Below are 19,887 nucleotides of genomic sequence, written 5' to 3'. Positions count from 1 at the left end.
AGGCAATCTACTCCTTCGTCAGGCGACGCTCGTGCCGAACGCCAGGCCGAGCAGGTAGGTGGCACCGGCGGCGCCGAAGCCGATGAGCAGCTGACGCACCGCCCGGGTGATCGGCGACGTCCCCGACAGCAGCCCCGTCACCGCACCGGTGACGATCAGGCACACGCCGACGAGCACGCTGGCGACCAGCACGGCGACGGTGCCCGTGAGCCCGACCAGGTACGGCAGGACCGGCACGATCGCGCCGGAGGCGAAGAAGAAGAAGCTGGACACCGCCGCGCCCCAGGCGGTGCCGTGCGTCTCGTGGTCGTCGGGCTCGGCGTCGTCGACGATGCCCTCGACCACGCCGGTGGCCTCCAGCCGTGCCAGCACGCGGTCGGCACGGGCCTCCGCCTCGGACGCCTCCATCCCGCGCGCCCGGTAGACGAGCGCCAGCTCGTTGGCGTCGACGTCCAGATCCGGCAGCGCGTCGGTCGCCGAGGGGTCCGGCGTCGAGGCCTGCAGCAGCTCGCGCTGGGAGCGCACCGACACGTACTCTCCGGCGCCCATGGACAGGGCGCCGGCGAGCAGTCCGGCCAGGCCGGTCAGCAGCACGGTCCCGGTCGTCACGCCGGCGGCGCCGATGCCGAGCACGAGCGCGAGGTTGGACACGAGGCCGTCGTTCGCCCCGAAGACGGCGGCGCGGAAGGAGCCGGAGAGCCGGTTGCGGCCGCGGGTCGCCAGGCTGCGCACGACCTCCTCGTGGATCTGCTCGTCGGCGGCCATCTGCGCGGTGGCGTGGTCGTCGTCGGCGTAGCTGGACCGCGACTCGGCGCGCTGCACGAGCGCCAGCACGAAGACCCCGCCCAGCCGGCGCGCCAGGAAGGCCAGCGTCCGGGTGCGCAGGTCGCCCTGGAGCGGCATGCCGACGTCGTCGCCGAGCAGGTCCAGCCAGTGCTGCTCGTGCCGCTTCTCGGCCGCCGCGAGGGCGAGCAGGATCTCGCGATCCTCGCCGGTGCGCCGCGAGGCGAGGTCGCGGTAGACGGCGGCCTCGGCGCGCTCGGCGGCGAGGTAGCGTCGCCACCGGCGGATCTCGGCCGGCGTGCGGGCAGGCGTGGTCGCGTCCATGGGGCACCATCATGGCGTCCGACGGCGGTCCGTGCGTTCCGGTGGTCGCCGCCGACGGTTGCCGGGACCGCCCGGGAGGGTTGCGGACCTCCGCGAGCCGGACGCCCGCAGATCCGCACCCGGAGGATTCACCTGGATGTCACCGGGAGAAGGCACAATGGAACCCGTCGCCCGACACGCGACAGCATCCGCGGACTCCGAGGGACACCGGCGTGATCATTGTCAGCACCGACGGCTCCTGCCCGACCGACGGCGACGCGATCGGCTGGGCATGGGTCGCCCATGGCTCCGGCCGCTTCGACTCCGGCGGCGCCGCCGACGGGACGGCGCAGGTCGCCGAGCTGACCGCGCTGCGCCACGCCGTCGAGGCCCACCCGGGCGACGAGCCCCTGTTCGTCGAGTCGGGGTCGCAGTGGGCGATCCGGTGCGCCTCCGAGTGGCTGGAGGGCTGGAAGGCGCACGCGTGGCGGACGGCCTCCGGCGAGGAGGTCCCGCACCGCGACGCCGTCCAGGCGCTCGACGAGGCGATCTCCGCACGCCCGGGGCCGGTCCGGTTCCGCTGGGTCCGGGGCCACGTCGACAGCCCCTTCACCACCCGTGCGCGCGAGCTCGCCGAGCTGGCGGCCCAGGACTGGGCGGCCGGGCGCGGCGAGCTCGACGGGCTGCTCCTGGACGACTCCGCGGCCCGCGAGACGTCGCACGGTCCCGTGGACGGCCCCGAGCCCGAGCCGGTCGGCGCGCGACGTGCGTCGTCGACGCCGACGAGCGGCCCGGGCTGGGAGCTCGGCACCCTGTTCGACTGACGGGGGCCGAGCGTCCCGGCTCGTGAGCTCAGCCGCCGTTGGACGCAGCCACCGACGTGCCCCGCTCCTGCTGGTCGGCCAGCCCGCTGAGGAACTTATTGAGGTCGATGCCGGTCAGCTCCTTGACGACCGCCTGGCCCTCGCCGAGCACGCTGCTGACGTTCTTGGTCACCGCGGACGCCCCGTCGGTGGACACGACCGTCATCCCCTGGATCGAGGCCATCGGCTCCGCCGCGGCCCGCACGATCTCCGGCAGGCGCTCGATGAGCTCCTGGACGAGCGCGGCCTCGCCGTACTTCTTGAGCGCCTCGGCCTTGGCGTCGGTGGCGGACGCCTCCGCACGGCCCTCGGCCTCGGTCGCGGCGGCGCGGGCCTCGCCCTCGGCGCGGATACCCGCGGCGAGCGCGACCTGCTTGTCGCGGTCGGCCTCACCGGCACGGCGCACGGCCTCCGCGGCCGCCTCGGCGTCCTGGATCGCGGCGGACTTGTTCGCCTCGGCGATGGTGGTCCGCTTGAACGCCTCGGCCTCCGTGGCGGCGTTCTGCGAGTCGCGTCGCGCGGTCGCCTCCTGGACCTCGGCGTAGGCCTGGGCCTCGGCCGGCTTGCGCACCTCGATGTCGAGGCGCTCCTGCTCGACACGGGCCTTCTCCGACAGCGCCTCACGCTCCTGGAGGGCGACGATGCGGTCCTGCTCGGCCCGGGCGAGCTGTCCGGCCGCCTCGGCCTCCGCCTGGGCCTTGTCCGTGTCGGCCTGGATCGCGGACTTCTTCAGGTCGAGGGCCTTCTGCCGCTCGGCGATCTGCTCGGCCGCCTCGATGGCCGCGAACTCCGAGGCGCGGCGCGCCTCGGCCTCGGACACCTCGGCCACCTGCAGCGCGCGGGCCGACTCGGCACGACCGAGGTTCTCCAGATAGTCCGAACCGGGCGTCGATATGTCGGAGATGTTGAGGATGTCGACCTGCAGCCCCTGCTCGGCCAGGTCCCGCTTGGTGGACTCCACGACGCGGTCCGACAGACCCTTGCGGTCGGAGATGATCTCCTCGATCGACATGTCGCCGACGATCGAGCGGAGCGAGCCCTCGAGGGACTCGGCGATGATCTCGGTGAGGAGCTCCTGCTGGGACAGGAAGCGCTGCGCGGCACGGCGCACGCCCTCGTCGTCACCGCGGACCTTGAAGTTGATGGACGCCTTGATGGCGATCTTGATGCGGTTCGAGTCGACGCCCTCGACGGTGATCCCGATCTGGCGCTGCTCGAGCGAGATGGCGAAGCCCTGCTGGAGGATCGGCCAGACGAACGTGCGTCCGCCGATGACGACCTTCTGGCCGGCCATGTCCTTGCGTCCGGCGCCTCGGCCGACGATGACGAGGGCCTGGTTCGGCGGGACGCGGCGGATCCGCTGGGCCACGAAGACGCCGATCGCCAGGAAGGCGACAACGACGGCGGCCACGGCGAGGGTGGTCACGAAGCTGGTGGAGCTGTCCATGGTGGCGCGCCGGAGCGCGACTCCTCTCGGGTGGTGACGGTCGGCGTGCGGGGTCCGGCCTGGTCCTCGGCGCGTCGCCGGGGCGTCAGTCCTCGGGTCGGTACGGCCCGACGCGCACGCTGTTGGGCTGGTGCTCGAGGACGACGACGCGGGTCCCGGAAGCGATGGGCTCCATCGACCACGCCAGACGACGTTCGAGCTCGCTCACCGCATCGAGGGCGACCTCGCCCGAGGACTGGGAGATGTCCGTCGTGGCCGTGCCCTGCACCCCGACCAGGTCGACGCGAGCGTTGTCCTCGGTGGCGCTGAGACGTCGGATCAGCAGCTGGGCCACGAGCACGGCCAGCAGGCCCACGACGGCCGAGGCCACGTAGGCGATCCACGGGGCCCACCCGTTGACGGTGACGACGGAGCCCACGGCCCCGAAGACGACGGCACCCACGCCCAGGGAGGTCCCGGACAGGGCACCGTCCCCGACGTCGAGGATCTCCCCGACGACGAGCGACAGCAGGAGCAGGACGAGACCGGCGGCACCGATCAGAGCGAAGACGAGCACGGACGCCCTCCAGGACGCAGATGTGGCAAACGTGTGAAGACTCCCACAATTCGCCCTCCGGGCGCGACCCTCGGCGCGATGCGGGACGATCGGGGCCATGGCCCTCCCCGCGACGGACTCGCCCCGGCTCGTCCTCCTCCGGCACGGCGACACCGAGTGGGCGCTCGCCGGGCGTCATACCGGACGGACGGACGCCCCCCTGACCCCGGACGGTGAGGAGCAGGCACGTGCCGCGGGACGGCGGCTGGCCGGGCTGGCGCCGGTGGCGGTGTTCTGCTCGCCCCTGACCCGTGCACGCCGCACGGCCGAGCTGGCCGGCTTCACCGACGGCGTCGTCGACCCCGACCTGGCCGAGTGGGACTACGGACCGGTGGAGGGACGCACCTCGGCCGAGGTGGGCGAGGCCCTGGGACGCCCGTACGAGATCTTCCACGACGGCGTGGACGTCCCCGGGCCGGTCGACCCGGTCACGGGCGACCCCGGCACGACCGGACCTCGCGGGGAGACGCTGGCCGAGGTCCGCGCGCGCACCGACCGGTTCCTGGCGCGCGCCCGCCCGGTCCTCGCCGGAGGCGGCAGCGTGCTCGTCGTCGCCCACGGTCACCTGCTCCGGGTGCTGGCCACGAGCTGGCTCGACGTCGACGCCTCGTTCGGTGTCCACCTCGAGCTCGGCTGCGCGGCGATCTGCGCGCTCGGCAGCGCGCACGGCCGCCCCACGATCGAGGCGTGGAACCTCGTGGGAGACGATCTCTAGGAGGTGGTCAGCACCGAGCCGGCGGGTCGGGTCCAGGATCCGCCCGCGACCCGGCAGCAGGATCGGCCGGATGCGGGGACCGCCGGTAGCGCCGGCCGCTCGGGGACGTCCAGGTCGTGACCCCGGAGTGCGGGTCGCGCACGACGTCCCACCCGCCGACCGTCTTGGCGCGGTGGTGGGTGCGGCACAGCACGTGCAGGTTGTCCCCGGTCGTCTGCGCACGGTCGTCGGCCGGGTCGAACGGCTCGATGTGGTCGAGGTCGGCGTAGCGGGCCGGCACCTGGCAGCCGGGGAACCGGCACGTGGCGTCCCGTGCGACGACGGCCGCGCGCAGCGCCCGTCCCGGTCGGTAGCTCCGGGACGAGGTGTCGGTGAGCACCCCCGTGACCGGGTCGGTGAGGATCCGCTGCCAGACGGCGTCCGGGTCGGTGGCGAGGGTGCGAGCCATCGCCGCCGGGATCGGACCGTGGCCGGCGAGGATCGCGGGCAGGTCGTCGGTGCCGAGCAGCGTGGACGCCGCGACGGTCACGTGCACACGAGCAGTGCCGGGCGCGCCGCCGGGCACGACCGGGCTCGAGGGCACGGCCCGGCCGCGGGCGTCGTCCGGGACGTCGGTGCTGTCCGTGCTGCCGGCCGTTCCGGTGAGCAGACCCACCATCGCGTCGGCTCGGCACTCGCCGAGGCCGCGAGCCTCCCCCGCCCCGCTCCGCGCACGTCGAGCCTGGTCGTCGATCCGCGCGAACGCCCGAGCGGCGTCGTCCGCGGGCAGGTACGCGGTGAGGTAGGCCATGGCATCGTCGACCGGTTCGAGCGTCACGTGCCGGGCGCGCCGGGCGGACTCGTGGCGCTCGGCGGCACCCTCGGGATCCGCGGCGATCTCCGCACGGCGGAGCCGGTCGCGGATCTGCCGGACGGTGAGGTGCTCGAGCTCGGGTCGCAGCTCCCGCACGACCTCGCGACGCCGGTCGTCGGGGAGCCGACCCGTCGCCACGAGCGCCTCGGCCTTGCGCCGGTCCACGGCGCCCTCGGCCAGGGCGTCGGCCACCTCGGGCAGGGCGTGCGCCCCGTGGGCGACCGTGACGTGCTGCTCGGCGGCCGCGCGGCTGAGACCGAGCCGGGCCGCGACCTCGTCGACGACGAACTCGTGCCGGGACGATCCCCTCGTCCGCTCCAGGGACTCGGCGAGCATCCGTGCCGACCCTGCCTGGGCCCAGGCCGCGAGACGCTCCCATGCGGCCAGTGCTTCCACCAGGGACAGGTCGTCGAGGTCGGCAGGATCGAGAGCGGCGAGGCCGCGGGCGGCCTCCGGGCCGGGCGGTGCGTCGAGCAGGGCGTGCAGCGGGGCGTCGGCCGACGCAGGCATCGGTTCGGCGGATCGTTCGGCCACAGTGCCGGCCCCGACGGTGTCGACCGCCACGGAGCCGACCGACGCGGGCACCGCTGCCGATTCCCACCACAGCTCGGGGGCGCGTCCGGAGCGCCGTGCCGACCCGCGGACGGGGCTGATCACGCCCGCGACGGCGCCGACGGACCGGGCCATGAGCGACACGAGGGCACGCTCCACCCGGGTCCCGGCGTCGGGCGCCGGGTCCGCTGCGACCGGGGCACAGGCCGCAGCGGACCCCGAGGTCCGAGGTCGACGAGGCCCGACGGCGTGCCGCGCCGGGTGGGAAGCGTCGTTCTCGAACATGTGTTCGACACTACTGGCGGGCCGCGCGGGCCGCAAGAGGTGCGGCGGAGCCTGTGGAGAGCTCCCGCTCAGCCGAGCCCGAGCGCCCCGCTCAGTCGAGCCCGAGCGCCCCGGCCAGCACCTGCGCACCGGGGGTCCGCTCCGCGACCGGGACCGCCGCGAGCGCCTGGAGCTGCCACCCGATCCACGGGCTGAACGCCCACGGCGCCGCGGTCACGGCGGACCGCACCTGCGCCGCCGGCGCCCACACGTGCTCGGAGACCTCGTCCGGGTTCGGCGTCAGCCCGCCGTCGACGCGCGCGACGTACACCGGGCAGATCTCGTTCTCCACGACGCCCGAGGCGTCCACGGCGCGGTAGCGGAAGTCGGGCAGCACCACGGCGGGGTCGGCGACGGCCCCGCCCAGCTCGTGCTCCGCGTGCCGCGCGATCGAGTCCTCGATCTCCTCGGTCCACCGCAGGTGGCCGCAGAACGAGTTCGTCCACACCCCGGGCCACGTGCGCTTGACGAGTGCCCGGCGGGTGATCAGCAGGTTGTCCGCGGCGTCGAGCAGGTAGCAGGAGAACGCCAGGTGCAGCGGCGTGTCCGTGGTGTGGACCTCGGCCCGCGGGAACGTGCCGGTCCGGTGGCCGGCGTCGTCGCAGAGGACGACGTGGTCGGCCGTGGTGGGGGCCTGCGTGGCGCTCATCGGTTCATCGCCTTCGTCGTCCGGGTGTCCATGTCCTCGCTCAGTCGCAGCTCGTCGTCGTCCGCGGAGCGTCGCAGCGCGGTCGCCAGGCGGGCCGTCTCGGCGAATCCCGAGGGGCCGGCGTTCCAGGCGCCGAACCAGCCGGCGACGGAGACACCGTGCGACGGCCGCCGCACCACTTCCACCGCGTCGCCCGCGCCGAGCTCGCCGGCCTCCACCACCCGCAGGTAGGCGCCGGTGCGGTTGGCCTCGGTGAAGCGCCGCACCCACCGCTCGGGCGACCCGAGCCGCCGCGCGAACGTGGCGCAGGGGGTGCGCGGCTGCGTCACCTCGAGCACCGCCGTGCCGACCCGCCACCGCTCGCCGATCAGGGCGCCGGAGACGTCGAGGCCGCGGGTGCGCAGGTTCTCCCCGAACAGCCCCGGGGTCACCTCGCGGCCCAGCGCCTCGGCCCAGTAGCGGGCGTCCTCCTCGGCATAGGCGTACACCGCCTGGTCCGCGCCGCCGTGGTTCGCCCGGTCCGCCTGCACGTCCGCGTACAGGCCGAACCGTCCGGCACGCACGCGCCCGTCGACCGGTCGCTTGTCGATCGCCGTCACGCCCACGGTGCCGGGGTCGGGGTGCAGCTCGTGCACGCGGCACACGGCGAGGAGGTCAGCCATGGACGTCATGCTCCCACTCTTCCGGCGGCGTCGGGGTACCCGGACGACCCCGTCGGCGCCGGGCGAGCAGTCCGTACGCCGCCAGGACGACGGCCACGAGCCCGGCGGTGGCGACGAGCTGGGCGCGCGCCGCGTCGTCGGACAGCATGAGGGCGGCCAGGCCGACGAGCGACGCCAGGGTGAGCCAGGTCAGCCACGGGAACCCCCACATCCGCAGGCGCAGCGGCACCCCGGTGCGCCGCGCCTCGGCCTCCAGGCGCGGCCGCAGCCGCAGCTGGGAGACGGTGATGAGCAGCCAGACCACGAACAGGGCGGAGCCGACGGCGTTGAGCAGGACGGACAGCAGCACCTCCGGCAGCAGCCAGTTGAGCAGGACCGCCACGACGCCGAAGAACACCGACACCAGCACCGCCACCCACGGCACCTCGCGCGCCGACACCTTCGTCGCGGCGGCCGGCGCGTCGCGGCGCTCGGCGAGGGAGAACAGCATCCGCGAGGTCCCGTAGATCTGGGCGTTGAAGGCGCTGAGCAGCGCCAGGACCACGACGACCTCCATGAGCCGCGCGGCGCCGTCGAACCCGGCGAGCTCCAGGACCGCCACGAAGGGCGAGGTCAGGGCGTCGGCGTCGTCCCAGGGCACCAGCGCCACGATGATCGCGACGGACCCGAGGTAGAAGACCAGGATGCGCCACAGGATCGTGCGGGTGGCGCGGGCGACGGCGTCACGCGGGTCGCGGGCCTCGGCCGCGGCGATCGCCACGATCTCGATCCCGCCGAACGCGAAGGCGACGGCGAGCAGCCCGGCGGCGATCCCCGGGACCCCGGCGGGTGCGAATCCGCCGTGCGCCGCCCAGTCGCCGAGCACGCTGCCCGCCACGGGGACCACCCCGAGGACGACGAGCAGGCCGACGGCGAGGAAGGCCACGATGGCGGCGACCTTGACCAGGGCGAACCAGAACTCGGCCTCGCCGAACTGCCGCACCCCGACCAGGTTGATGCCGCCGAAGACGGCGACGACGACGCCCGCGACCACCCACTGCGGGACGGCCGGCCACCAGGCGGTGACGATCTCGGCGACGCCGGTGACCTCCACGCCGAGGACCATGATGAGCATGAACCAGTAGAGCCACCCGAGCAGGAACCCGGCCCACCGGCCGAGCGCCACCTCGGCGTACACGGAGAACGACCCGGAGGCGGGCAGGGCCGAGGCCATCTCGGCGAGCATGCGCATGACGGCCACGACGATCGCGCCGGCGACGGCGTAGCTGATCAGCACCGCCGGGCCCGCGGTCGCGATCGCCTCGCCGGACCCCAGGAACAGGCCGGCGCCGATCGCGGAGCCGAGACCCATCATCGTCAGGTGCCGGGGACGCAGCCCGTGCGCCAGCGGCTCGTGCAGCGGCGCGACGGCCTCGTCGGGGCCGTCGCCGGGTGTCGTGGTCACCGGGTCACGCTAGCCCGCGTCCGACGACGGCGCCCCGACGGGCGGGACTGCCCCGGCCGCCGGCGCGGACCCGGCGAGCAGGACGGACCCCGCAGACGGCGCGATCCCGCGCAGGCACACCGCGACCGTGGCCACGAGCACGTCGTCGACGTCGGCTCCGCCGAGGAGGTCGCCGGCGGCGAGCTGGACGACCCCGTGCACGGCGGCGAAGAGCACGACCCCGAGCTCGTCGGCGTCGCCCTCGACCACCTCGCCGACCCGCTGACCGGCGCGCAGCGTGTCGCGCAGCAGCTCCTGGCCGCGGCCGGCCTCGGCCCGGAGCGCCGCGGTGGCGTCGGGGTCGTGCTTGACGTCGTACATCACGGCGAGCAGGGCGGGGTGCGCGGCGGCGAAGTCGACGTAGGTGCGCGCCAGCCCGCGCAGCCGCTCCTGCCACGTGCCGCCGGTGGCGGCCAGCGCCGCGTCGAGCCGCTCGAACCCGCGCAGCGCCAGGGCGTCCAGGAGCGCCTGCCGGTCGCGGAAGTGCCGGGCCGGGGCGCCGTGGCTGACGCCGAGGTCGCGGGCCAGGCCGCGCAGCGAGAGCCCGTCGACGCCGTCCTCGGCCAGCACCTCCTCCGCGCGGTCGAGCAGGGCGGCGCGCAGGTTGCCGTGGTGGTAGGTGCCGGTCACGCCCTCAGGATAGCGCCGATGTAGGCGTTGACAACATCGGTAGGCACTGCCTACATTGAGGATCCCCGGCACCTCGACCCAGGAGAACGCCATGACCCTCGACCTGCACGGCTCGTCCGCCGTGGTGACCGGCGCCAGCTCCGGCATCGGCGCCGTCGTCGCGGCCCGCCTCGCCGCCCGGGGCGCCGACCTCGTGCTCGTGGCCCGCCGGACCGACCGCCTCGAGGAGCTCGCGGCCCGGCTGCGCGCCGAGCACGGCGTCGAGGCCGACGTCGTCCCGGCCGACCTGCGCACGTCCGACGGCGTCACCGCGGTCGTCAAGGCCGCCCGGGCGGCCACGAAGCCGGTCGGCACCCTCGTGAACAACGCGGGGTTCGGCACACACGGAGCCCTCCTGGAGGAGGACCCCGAGCGCATCGAGGACGAGGTCGCCCTCAACGTGGCGGCCCTGACCGACCTGACCCGCGCGCTGCTGCCCGACCTGGTCGCCCACGGCTCCGGGGCCGTGGTCAACGTGGCCAGCACGGCAGCGTTCCAGCCCGTCCCGCGCATGGCCGTCTACGGCGCGACCAAGGCCTACGTCCTCAGCTTCACCGAGGCGCTGTCGGTCGAGCTGCGCGGGACCGGCGTGCACGCGATCACGCTCTGCCCGGGCGCGACGCGCACGGAGTTCTTCGACGTCGTCGGGACCGAGGACGCCGCCGTCGGGCGCTTCCAGACCCCCGAGCAGGTCGCCGACACGCTCTTCCGCGCGCTGGACCGCCGTCGGCCGCCGGCCACGGTCGTGTCCGGCCGCGCCAACGCCCTGGCCGGCGCCGTGGTGGGCGCGCTGCCGCGCCGGCTGGTGCTGGCGGCGGCAGCGCGCCTCACGGCCGGCTGAGGCCGGCCGGTGCGGTCCGGCCGAGCCGGCCGAGCCGGCCGGTCCGGCCGAGCCGCTACCCCGTGGCGAGGTCGCGGCGGCGGAACCCGACGAACCCGAGGACCCCGAGCCCGACGGCGACCGCCCACAGGACCGCGACGTCACCGGCGTACGGCTCGCCGGAGAACACCTCGGGCACCCAGTCGAACGGCGAGACGCGGTAGACCCAGTCCGGCAGATCGAAGACCTGGCCGAACATCCCGACGACGAAGGTGTAGGCCACCAGGGCCCACCCGATGCCGGTCAGGCGCGGTGCCCAGCCGTACAGCGCCAGGACCAGCCCGAGGAAGACGGCGAGCGCCGGCAGGTAGGTCCACACCACGACGGAGTAGTCGGTGAAGGTCTGATCGCCCCAGCCGGCGATCACGGCGCCGCCCCACAGCGCGTAGACGCTGACGGCGAGCAGCACCGCCGTGCCCACCCCTGCGACCGCGGCCTGGGCACCGAGCCAGCGGTGCCGGGAGACCGGGTGGGAGAAGACGACCTCCGCGCGCCCCGAGGACTCCTCGGCCTTGGGCCGCTGCGCCATGACGACGGCGTAGGCCGCGCAGCAGACCGCGCCGTACAGCACCAGCACGCTGAGGAACCCGACGGCGAGCTGGGACGGGTCGGCCCCGAAGAGCTGGGCGAGCATCGGGTTGTCGACGACCATGTCGCCGATCATGTCGCCGATGCCCGGGAGCATCGTGCCCGAGGCGAACCACATCAGCCCGAGGCCCAGGCAGCTCCACAGCAGCGCCCAGCGTTGCTGCAGCCACGCCATGGCGAGCGGGCCGCGCAGCGCGGGCCCGGCGTCCGCCCGACCGGCACGGGTCTCGACGAGGCTCCCGCCGAAGTCGCGCCGCGAGGCGAGGAGGGCGGCGACGACCAGCAGGACGGCGATCGCGAGGACGCTCAGGGCGATCGGCCACCAGCGCAGGTCGACGAAGGCGCGCATCTGCTGGGCCCACGCGATCGGCGAGAACCAGGACAGCGTCGACCCGCCGAGCTCGCGGATGTCCCCCACGGCCCGGACGACGAAGGCGACGGCGAACACCGCCAGGCTCGCGCCGGTCGCGGTGCGGGCGTGGCCGACCACCTGGCACACGACGAGAGCGACCGCTCCGAACACCATCGCGCTGAGCCCGGACCCGACCGTGAGCGCGAACGAGTCGGCCACGGCCAGGTCGCCGACCGCGACGAGAGCCCCGGCGGACAGCACGGCGATGACGGCCTGCGCGAGCACGAGCGTGACGACGGCCGCCACGGCCGGCGCGTGGCGTCCGACGACGGCGGCCCGGACGAGCTCCGAGCGGTTCGACTCCTCCTCGGCGCGGGTGTGGCGCACGACGTGCAGGATCGACAGGATCGCGAGCGCCAGGACCATCCAGGTGATGCCCTCGTTCGACATCGCCACGCCGGTCGAGTAGTCGTCGAGACCGTAGCCCGGCCCGCCCATGACGATCCCGACGGGTGTCTCCATGAGGGCCGCGCGTCCCTGCATCGCGGCGGTGTCGTCGAAGAACAGGTTCAGCGCGAACGTGAAGTAGGTGTAGAAGAACACGACCGAGACGGCCCACACGGTCAGGCGCACCCGGTCCTGACGCAGCATGAAGCGGACGAGGGACCCGGTGCCGGTCAGGGTGGCCCCCCGGGCCTGCTCGGCGGACCGGACGGCGGGCGGGGCGACGGCGGTGCTCATCGCGCACCCGCCTCGCTCGTCGTGGCCGCGGCGTGCCGACCCGCGCCGCGGCCCGAGCCCGTACCGGACCGGGAGCCTGCCCCGTCCGCGGCGTCGCCGTCGCCGGACGCGCCGACGTCGGACACGTCGTCACCGTAGTGGCGCAGGAACAGCTCCTCCAGCGAGGGCGGGGCGGCGGTGAACGAGCGCACCCCGAGGCCCGACAGCGTCGTGAGCACCGCTCCCATCGCGGTGTTGTCGACGTCGAAGGTGAGCCGGGTGCCCTCGGGGTCGCCGGCGGTGACGGCGTCGTGGACGCCGTCGATCCGGGCCACCGCCGCCGGGTCGCCCTCGACGACGGCGGTGACGCTCGACCGCGTCAGGTGCCGGAGCTCGTCGAGGGTGCCGGACTCGACGGCGCGGCCGGCCCGGATGATCGTCACGGTGTCGCAGACCTTCTCGACCTCGGACAGGATGTGGCTGCTCAGCAGCACGGAGGTGCCCTGCGCGGCGGCGTGGCGCACGTGCTCGGTGAAGACGGCCTCCATCAGGGGGTCCAGTCCGGCGGTGGGCTCGTCGAGGATGAGCAGCGGCACCTCGGTGGCGAAGGCGGCCACGAGCGCGACCTTCTGCCGGTTGCCCTTGGAGTAGGTGCGGGCCTTCTTCGTCGGGTCGAGCTCGAACGCCTCCAGCAGGTCCTTCTTCCGGCGCGGGTCGGGCTTACCGCGCAGGCGGGAGAGGAAGTCGATGGCCTCGCCCCCGGTGAGGTGGGGCCACAGCGTCACGTCCCCGGGGACGTAGGCGAGCCGGCGGTGCAGGTCGACCGCGTCGCGCCACGGGTCGGCGCCGAACAGCCGGGCCTCGCCGGAGGTGGCGCGCAGCAGCCCGAGCAGCACCCGGATGGTGGTGGACTTCCCGGAGCCGTTGGGGCCGAGGAAGCCGGCGACCTCGCCCTCGGCGACGGTCAGGTCGAGGCCGTCCAGGGCGCGCGTGGGGCCGAAGTGCTTGTGCAGGTCGTGGATCTCGATCGGGGGCGCGTCGGCGCTCCGGGTACCGGTCGGTGCGGTGCTGGTCATGGTTCCTCGCTCGGGGTCTCGGTAGCGGGTGCGTCGTCGGGCTCGCCGTCCGCCGGCGGGTCGGAGAGGTAGAGCAGGTAGTCGTCGAGCATGCGGCGGCTGGTGAGGAACCCCTGGGCGAACATCTCGATCATCGGCAGGTAGTGCTCGGCCATGAACGTCCGCAACGTGGCACCGAGGTCCTCGGCGTCCTCGGGCGGGTGGAGCGTCAGGGCCAGGGACAGCGTGCCGAGCGAGGACAGCACCAGGTAGCGGGCGCGGGCGTCCTCGTCGACGCTCGGCCTGGCGATCCCGTCCGCGACGGCCTCGCGCGTGTAGACGCGGGCGTCGTCGACCATGTGCTGCACGAACGCCCGGGCGACGTCGCCGCCGGCCTGCAGGGACCGCATCACGTAGCCGAGCAGCGGGGCGTGCTCGTCGGACTCGGCGAGCACCTGCAGCAGCTGACCGTCGGTGGCGCGGCCCATGTTCTGCCGCTTCGACTCCACGATCCCGGCGAGCACGTGCTCGTCGCACTCGCGGTGCAGGGCGTCCTTGGACCCGAAGTGGTGGATCACCAGGGCCGGGCTGACGCCCGCGTCGGCGGCGATGGTCCGGACGGAGGTCCCGAAGCCGGACCGCGCGAACCGCAGCACCGCGGCGTCGCGGATGCGGTCGCGGGTCGGGGTGGACGCACCGTCCGTCGAACTCATGCTCACCAGACTAAACACGTGTTCAGCCTCCCGGCAAGAGGCATCCGGTGGACCGCTGGATAGAAGATCGTCTATATTGACATCAATCGAATCAGCGACGAGGGAGAGCCCGTTGACCACCACCGCCGAGGCGCCCGTCCGCGCCCGCCTGTCCACCCTCGACCGCTGGCTGCCGCTGTGGATCGGCCTGGCGATGGTCGCCGGCCTGCTGCTCGGACGGTTCGTCCCCGTACTCGGCGACGCCCTCGAGGCGATGGAGGTCGGCGGCATCTCGGTGCCGATCGCGCTCGGGCTGCTGGTGATGATGTACCCGGTGCTCGCCAAGGTCCGCTACGACCGGGTCGCGGCCGTCACCGGCGACAAGCGGCTCCTCGTCAGCTCGCTCGTGCTCAACTGGCTCGTCGGGCCGGCCCTGATGTTCGCCCTCGCCTGGGCGTTCCTGCCCGACCTGCCCGAGTACCGCACCGGTCTGATCATCGTCGGCCTGGCCCGCTGCATCGCCATGGTCGTCATCTGGAACGACCTCGCCTGCGGCGACCGGGAGGCCGCCGCCGTGCTGGTGGCGATCAACTCGCTCTTCCAGGTCGTGATGTTCTCGGTCCTCGGGTACTTCTACCTGACCGTCCTGCCCGGCTGGCTCGGCCTCGACACCGCGGGGCTGGACGTCTCCGTCGGGCAGATCGCCCTCAACGTGCTCGTCTTCCTCGGCATCCCGCTCGCCGCCGGCTTCGCCTCCCGGGCGATCGGCGAACGCACCCGGGGCCGCGACTGGTACGAGGAGCGCTTCGTCCCGCGCATCGGCCCCTGGGCGCTGTACGGCCTGCTGTTCACCATCGTGCTGCTGTTCGCCCTGCAGGGTGAGCAGGTCTCCGAGAACCCGGGCGACGTCGCCCGGATCGCCCTGCCGCTGCTCGTCTACTTCGCGGTCATGTGGGGGCTCGGCATCGTCGTGGGCAAGGCCCTCGGCCTGGGCTACGCCCGCACGGCCACGCTCGCGTTCACCGCGGCGGGCAACAACTTCGAGCTCGCCATCGCCGTCGCCGTCGCGACCTTCGGCGTCACCTCCGGCGAGGCGCTCGCCGGCGTCGTCGGGCCGCTCATCGAGGTCCCCGTGCTCGTGGGCCTCGTGTACGTCACCCTGTGGGTCGGACGCCGGTGGTTCGGCGGCCTGCCCTCGGACGAGGAGGTCCGCTCATGACCGTCGCACCGTCACCCGTCCCCGCCGACGGCCGAGCGCTCGGCGCGGACGTGGCCGAGGACCTGGCCGGGGTGCTCAAGGCGCTCGCCGACCCCCTGCGCCTGCGGATGCTGTCCGCCGTCGCCACCGCCCCGGGCGGGGAGGCGCACGTCGGCGACCTCGCCGTGCTGGCCGAGGTCTCCCAGCCCACCGTCTCGCACCACCTCAAGGTGCTGCGCGACGTCGGCGTGCTGCACGCCGACCGGCGGGGCACCTCGGTCTTCTACCGGGTCTCCCCCGTGTACCGCACGGCGGTCACGACGCTGCTGGACCGCTTCGCGCCGGCCGTCGCCGACGCCGGCAGGCCGGCCACCCCCACCCCGGACGACCCGGGCGCCGGGCGGTGGACCGAGCTGCACGGCCTGGCCGACGTCGACCGCGAGCTCACCCGGCTCGCCGAGTCCCTGGCCGAGCGCGTCCCGGACACCACCCGGAGCGAGGCCCTGCGCGTCGTGCGGGAGTCCTACACGGCGCTGGCCCGCCGCGGCGGCATCCCCGTCCACCTCGTCGCCCTCACGGAGCACTTCGCCCGCCAGCGGCTGGCCGACGCCGCCAAGAACCGCGGCGGTGACGTCGTGGACGGCGCGGCCCCGGAGCCCGGCGCCGGCCACGTACCGCAGGTGCTGTTCGTCTGCGTCGGCAACGCCGGCCGCTCCCAGCTCGCCGCCGCGCTCCTGGCGCGCACCGGCGGCGACCGTGTCGTGGTGCGCTCGGCGGGCTCCACACCCGCGGGCGACGTGCACGACGTGGTCCGCCCCGTCCTCGAGGAGCTCGGCGCGCCCGACGACGTGTTCTACCCCAAGCCGCTGACGGACGACGCCGTGCGCGCCGCCGACGTCGTCGTCACCATGGGCTGCGGGGACTCCGTGCCCGTGCTGCCCGGCACGCGGTACGAGGACTGGGTCGTGGGCGACCCGGCGCTGGCCTCACCGGCCGGCGTCCGGGCCATCCGCGCCGAGCTCGACGCCCGCGTCCACCGCCTGCTCGACGAGATTCTCTGAGAGGAACCCGACATGCCCACCCCCTCCGTGCTGTTCGTCTGCGTCCACAACGCCGGCCGCTCCCAGATGGCCGCCGGGTTCCTGCGCGCCCTCGGCGGCGACGGCGTCGAGGTCCGGTCCGCCGGGTCCGCCCCGAAGGACTCGATCAACCCCGTCGCCGTCGAGGCGATGGCCGAGCAGGGCGTCGACATCCGCGCCGAGCAGCCCAAGGTGCTCACCGACGACGCCGTGCAGGCCTCCGACGTCGTCATCACCATGGGCTGCGGCGACGCCTGCCCGATCTACCCCGGCAAGCGCTACGAGGACTGGGAGCTCGACGACCCGGCCGGCCAGGGCATCGAGGCCGTCCGACCGATCCGGGACGAGATCGAGCGGCGCGTGCGCGCCCTGCTCGCCTCGCTCGACGTGCGGGTCGCCGGATGAGCGCCGCACCGAAGATCGTCGTCGTCGGCTCGGTCGCGGCCGGCACCTCCGCGGCGGCCAAGGCCCGCCGGGGGTCCGAGGACGCCGAGATCGTGGTCTACGACCGCGACGACGACATCTCCTACTCCGGCTGCGGGCTGCCGTACTACCTCGGCGGCGAGGTCGAGTCGATGGACGACCTCACCCCGCGCGACGCCGCGTGGTTCGCGAAGCGCTACGGCATCGACGTGCGCACCGGTCACGAGGTCACCGACGTCGACGCCGCGGCGCGGACCGTCACCGTCCGCGACCTGGCCACCGGGACCACGTCCACCGACGACTACGACGAGCTCGTGCTCGCCACCGGCGTCTCCCCCGTCGTGCCGCCGCTGCCCGGGACGGACGCCGACGGCGTCTTCACGCTGCGCACCCCGTCGGACGCCCGCTCGATCCGTGCGTGGATCGAGGCACGCGGCGTCCGGCGCGCCGTCGTCGTCGGCGCCGGGTACATCGGGCTCGAGACCGCCGAGCAGCTCGTCGGGCGGGGCCTCGGCGTGACCGTGGTCGAGATGGCGGCGCACTCCATGCCGCGGCTGGACGCCGACGTCGCCGACCGGGTCGACGACGAGCTGGCCGAGCACGGCGTCGAGCTGCTGACCGGCGCCGAGGTCACCGCGATCGAGCCGGCCGACGACGGCGCGGCACGCGCCGTGCGGGTCGTCGGGCGCGACGGCGCCGAGCGCCTCGTGGAGGCCGGCCTCGTCGTGGTCGCGGTGGGCGTCCGGCCGAACCTGGACCTGGCCCGCGCCGCCGGCGTGCGCGTCGGGGACACCGGGGCGATCGCCGTCGACCGGGTGGGCCGCACGTCGGTGGACCATGTGTGGGCCGTCGGGGACGTCGCCGAGAGCTTCGACCTGATCACCGGTGAGCCGACCTGGGTGCCGCTCGGGTCGACCGCCAACAAGATGGGGCGCATCGCCGGGGACGCGCTGACCGGCGGGGACCTGGAGCACCGCGGCATCCTCGGCACCTCGATCGTGCGGGTGTTCGACCTGGCCGTGGCCCAGACCGGGCTCACCGAGGACCGGGCCCGCGCGGCCGGGTTCGACCCCGTCGTCGTGCACAACATCAAGCCGGACCGGCCCGCCTACCTCGGCGGGCAGGAGATGCTGATCAAGGCCGTCGCCGACCGCGGCACCGGGCGCCTGCTCGGTGCGCAGATCGTCGGCCCGTCGGGTGTGGACAAGCGGGTCGACGTGCTCGCCACCGCCATCACCTTCGGCGCGCGGGCCGAGGACCTGTTCCACCTCGACCTCGCCTACGCCCCGACGTTCGCCACCACCAAGGACCCGGTGCACTACACGGGCATGGCGCTCGACGGCGCGGTGACGGGGCGGGCCGCGCTCGTGTCGTCGTCCGACCTGGACCGCCGTCGCGACCAGGGCGAGACGATCCAGGTCGTCGACGTCCGCTCGGCCAAGGACCGGGCAAGGTCCGCGGTGGACGACTCCGTGCACCTCCCGCTGGCCGAGCTGCGGGGCCGGGCCGGCGAGCTGGACCCGGCCCTGCCGACGGTGACCTACTGCAACAAGGGCGTCACCGGCAACGCCGGCCAGAACGTGCTGCGCGGGCTCGGGTTCGCCGACGTCGCGAACCTGTCCGGCGGCAACACCACCTACCAGCGCCACGTCCGGGGCCGCGGCCTGCCAGGATGAGCGCGCACGCCCCCACGACCCCGGAAGGACCCGACCCGGTGACCCAGCTCGCCCGCCGCCTCGGCACGAAGGACGCCGTCGCGATCGGCCTCGGCTCGATGATCGGCGCCGGCGTCTTCGCCGCCTTCGCCCCGGCCGCCCGCGCCGTGCTGCCGGCGGGGACGGGCTGGGCCCTGCTCGGGGCGCTGGCGCTGGCGGCCCTGGTGGCCTACGCGAACGCCACCAGCTCCGCCCAGCTGGCCGCGCAGTACCCCGTGGCCGGCGGCACCTACGTCTACGGCCGCGAGCGCCTCGGCGAGTGGTGGGGCTACCTCGCCGGCTGGGGGTTCGTCGTCGGCAAGACGGCGAGCTGCGCGGCGATGGCGCTGACCTTCGCCGCGTACGCGGCCCCGCCCGGGTGGGAGCGCCCGGTGGCGGCGGCCGCCGTCGTCGCGCTGGCGGCGGTGAACTACCGGGGCGTGACCCGTACGGCCCGGCTGACCCGGTGGATCGTCGCCGTGGTGCTGCTGGTGCTGGCCACGTGGACGGCGGTGGTGTGGGCCGGGGTGTCCGGCCCGGCGGGTACGCCGCTGTCCGACGGCGGCGCGGCGTCCGACGGCGGCTGGGCCGTGGCGTACGGCGTGCTGCAGGCGGCCGGGCTGCTGTTCTTCGCCTTCGCCGGGTACGCGCGCATCGCCACGATGGGCGAGGAGGTGCGCGACCCGCGTCGCACGATCCCCCGGGCGGTGCTGCTGGCGCTCGCCGGCGCCGTCGTCGTGTACGCGGTCGTGGCCGTGACCCTGCTGGGTTCGCTGGGCCTCGAGGGGATCGCGGGGACGACGGCGCCGCTCGCGGCGGCCGTCGAGGACTCGGCCTGGGGCGGGGTCGTCGTGCGCGTCGGCGCGGCCGCGGCCTCGCTCGGGGCGCTGCTCGCCCTGGTGGCGGGGATCGGGCGCACCTCGCTGGCGATGGCGCGCGGGGGCGACCTGCCGGGATGGCTGTCGGCCGTGCACCCGCGGTTCGCGGTCCCGCACCGTGCGGAGGTCACGTTGGCCGCCGTCGTCGTGGTGCTCGTGCTGACGGTCGACCTGCGCGGTGCCATCGGGTTCTCGAGCGTCGGCGTGCTGCTCTACTACGCGGTCGCGAACGCCGCGGCGTGGACCCAGACCGGCGAGCACCGGCTGTACCCCCGCCTGCTGCAGGGGTTCGGCCTGGTGGCGTGCCTCGTGCTCGTCGTGACGCTGCCCGTGGCGGCGGTGCTCACCGGAGCCGGCGTGTTCGCCGTCGGGATCCTGGTGCGCCTGGTCCGGCGCCGGGGGCGCCGCGGACACGGGCCGCTAGCGTAGA

General features: G+C 74.5%; 19 protein-coding genes. 8 read left to right on the top strand and 11 right to left on the bottom strand.

The window, feature by feature from the left end:
* Nucleotides 1-18: 18 nt before the first annotated feature.
* The gene (locus PO879_RS01395) at nt 19-1,107 is read right to left on the bottom strand and encodes a VIT1/CCC1 family protein (protein WP_278236164.1); all 1,089 of its coding nucleotides are present in this window, start codon (nt 1,105-1,107) and stop codon (nt 19-21) included.
* Nucleotides 1,108-1,319: 212 nt separating this feature from the next.
* Here PO879_RS01395 and PO879_RS01390 point away from each other — a divergent pair, with 212 nt between their 5' ends.
* Complete coding sequence (locus PO879_RS01390) at nt 1,320-1,910, top strand: RNase H family protein (RefSeq protein WP_278236163.1); 591 nt, start codon at nt 1,320-1,322, stop codon at nt 1,908-1,910.
* 28 nt (nt 1,911-1,938) lie between these two features.
* On the opposite strand, the gene PO879_RS01385 is transcribed toward PO879_RS01390, so the two are convergent.
* Entirely contained in the window at nt 1,939-3,396 is a 1,458-nt protein-coding gene (locus PO879_RS01385; protein WP_278236162.1) for a flotillin family protein, read from the bottom strand.
* Nucleotides 3,397-3,481: 85 nt separating this feature from the next.
* Nucleotides 3,482-3,952, bottom strand: coding sequence for an NfeD family protein (locus PO879_RS01380; protein WP_278236161.1), 471 nt, complete (start codon nt 3,950-3,952; stop codon nt 3,482-3,484).
* 97 nt (nt 3,953-4,049) lie between these two features.
* Here PO879_RS01380 and PO879_RS01375 point away from each other — a divergent pair, with 97 nt between their 5' ends.
* Nucleotides 4,050-4,706, top strand: coding sequence for a histidine phosphatase family protein (locus PO879_RS01375; RefSeq protein WP_278236160.1), 657 nt, complete (start codon nt 4,050-4,052; stop codon nt 4,704-4,706).
* Between the two features lie 7 nt (nt 4,707-4,713).
* Here the strand turns inward: PO879_RS01375 and PO879_RS01370 are convergent, their stop codons facing one another.
* The 5 genes from PO879_RS01370 to PO879_RS01350 all read right to left on the bottom strand — a co-directional run bounded on the left by PO879_RS01370 (nt 4,714) and on the right by PO879_RS01350 (nt 9,952).
* Nucleotides 4,714-6,246 (bottom strand): HNH endonuclease signature motif containing protein, encoded by a 1,533-nt coding sequence (locus PO879_RS01370; protein WP_278237423.1) that lies wholly within the window; start codon nt 6,244-6,246, stop codon nt 4,714-4,716.
* Between the two features lie 241 nt (nt 6,247-6,487).
* Nucleotides 6,488-7,084 (bottom strand): isopentenyl-diphosphate Delta-isomerase, encoded by a 597-nt coding sequence (gene idi, locus PO879_RS01365; RefSeq protein ID WP_278236159.1) that lies wholly within the window; start codon nt 7,082-7,084, stop codon nt 6,488-6,490.
* The gene (locus PO879_RS01360; RefSeq protein WP_278236158.1) at nt 7,081-7,746 is read right to left on the bottom strand and encodes an MOSC domain-containing protein; all 666 of its coding nucleotides are present in this window, start codon (nt 7,744-7,746) and stop codon (nt 7,081-7,083) included. Before PO879_RS01360 ends, idi begins: the two co-directional genes overlap by 4 nt.
* Nucleotides 7,739-9,190, bottom strand: a complete 1,452-nt coding sequence (locus PO879_RS01355; protein WP_278236157.1) for an amino acid permease — start codon at nt 9,188-9,190, stop codon at nt 7,739-7,741. Before PO879_RS01355 ends, PO879_RS01360 begins: the two co-directional genes overlap by 8 nt.
* 9 nt (nt 9,191-9,199) lie before the next feature.
* Nucleotides 9,200-9,952, bottom strand: a complete 753-nt coding sequence (locus PO879_RS01350; RefSeq protein ID WP_278236156.1) for a TetR/AcrR family transcriptional regulator — start codon at nt 9,950-9,952, stop codon at nt 9,200-9,202.
* Here PO879_RS01350 and PO879_RS01345 point away from each other — a divergent pair.
* Nucleotides 9,951-10,739 (top strand): SDR family oxidoreductase, encoded by a 789-nt coding sequence (locus PO879_RS01345; protein WP_278236155.1) that lies wholly within the window; start codon nt 9,951-9,953, stop codon nt 10,737-10,739. The two genes, PO879_RS01350 and PO879_RS01345, sit on opposite strands and share 2 nt — an antisense overlap.
* A 55-nt stretch (nt 10,740-10,794) precedes the next feature.
* Here the strand turns inward: PO879_RS01345 and PO879_RS01340 are convergent, their stop codons facing one another.
* The 3 genes from PO879_RS01340 to PO879_RS01330 are packed head-to-tail and all read right to left on the bottom strand — an operon-like array spanning nt 10,795 to nt 14,206.
* Nucleotides 10,795-12,459, bottom strand: a complete 1,665-nt coding sequence (locus tag PO879_RS01340) for a hypothetical protein (RefSeq protein ID WP_278236154.1) — start codon at nt 12,457-12,459, stop codon at nt 10,795-10,797.
* Nucleotides 12,456-13,514, bottom strand: coding sequence for an ABC transporter ATP-binding protein (locus tag PO879_RS01335; RefSeq protein ID WP_278236153.1), 1,059 nt, complete (start codon nt 13,512-13,514; stop codon nt 12,456-12,458). The genes PO879_RS01340 and PO879_RS01335 overlap by 4 nt, the downstream gene beginning before the upstream one ends.
* Nucleotides 13,511-14,206, bottom strand: coding sequence for a TetR family transcriptional regulator (locus PO879_RS01330; protein WP_278236152.1), 696 nt, complete (start codon nt 14,204-14,206; stop codon nt 13,511-13,513). The genes PO879_RS01335 and PO879_RS01330 overlap by 4 nt, the downstream gene beginning before the upstream one ends.
* 112 nt (nt 14,207-14,318) lie before the next feature.
* Between PO879_RS01330 and arsB the strand changes: the two genes are divergently transcribed.
* Genes arsB through PO879_RS01305 form a run of 5 tightly spaced genes read left to right on the top strand, consistent with a single transcriptional unit; the run spans nt 14,319 to nt 19,886 of the window.
* Nucleotides 14,319-15,404: an ACR3 family arsenite efflux transporter gene (arsB, locus tag PO879_RS01325; RefSeq protein ID WP_278236151.1), complete on the top strand. Its 1,086-nt coding sequence runs from the start codon at nt 14,319-14,321 to the stop codon at nt 15,402-15,404.
* Nucleotides 15,401-16,444: a metalloregulator ArsR/SmtB family transcription factor gene (locus tag PO879_RS01320; protein WP_278236150.1), complete on the top strand. Its 1,044-nt coding sequence runs from the start codon at nt 15,401-15,403 to the stop codon at nt 16,442-16,444. The genes arsB and PO879_RS01320 overlap by 4 nt, the downstream gene beginning before the upstream one ends.
* 12 nt (nt 16,445-16,456) lie before the next feature.
* Nucleotides 16,457-16,867 (top strand): arsenate reductase ArsC, encoded by a 411-nt coding sequence (locus PO879_RS01315; RefSeq protein ID WP_278236149.1) that lies wholly within the window; start codon nt 16,457-16,459, stop codon nt 16,865-16,867.
* Entirely contained in the window at nt 16,864-18,561 is a 1,698-nt protein-coding gene (locus tag PO879_RS01310; RefSeq protein WP_278236148.1) for an FAD-dependent oxidoreductase, read from the top strand. Before PO879_RS01315 ends, PO879_RS01310 begins: the two co-directional genes overlap by 4 nt.
* Nucleotides 18,558-19,886: an APC family permease gene (locus PO879_RS01305; RefSeq protein ID WP_278236147.1), complete on the top strand. Its 1,329-nt coding sequence runs from the start codon at nt 18,558-18,560 to the stop codon at nt 19,884-19,886. The genes PO879_RS01310 and PO879_RS01305 overlap by 4 nt, the downstream gene beginning before the upstream one ends.
* Nucleotide 19,887: the final 1 nt, after the last annotated feature.

Source organism: Isoptericola sp. AK164, from assembly GCF_029643425.1.
Classification (GTDB): domain Bacteria; phylum Actinomycetota; class Actinomycetes; order Actinomycetales; family Cellulomonadaceae; genus Isoptericola; species Isoptericola haloaureus.
This window is presented reverse-complemented; position numbering and strand designations above follow the sequence as displayed.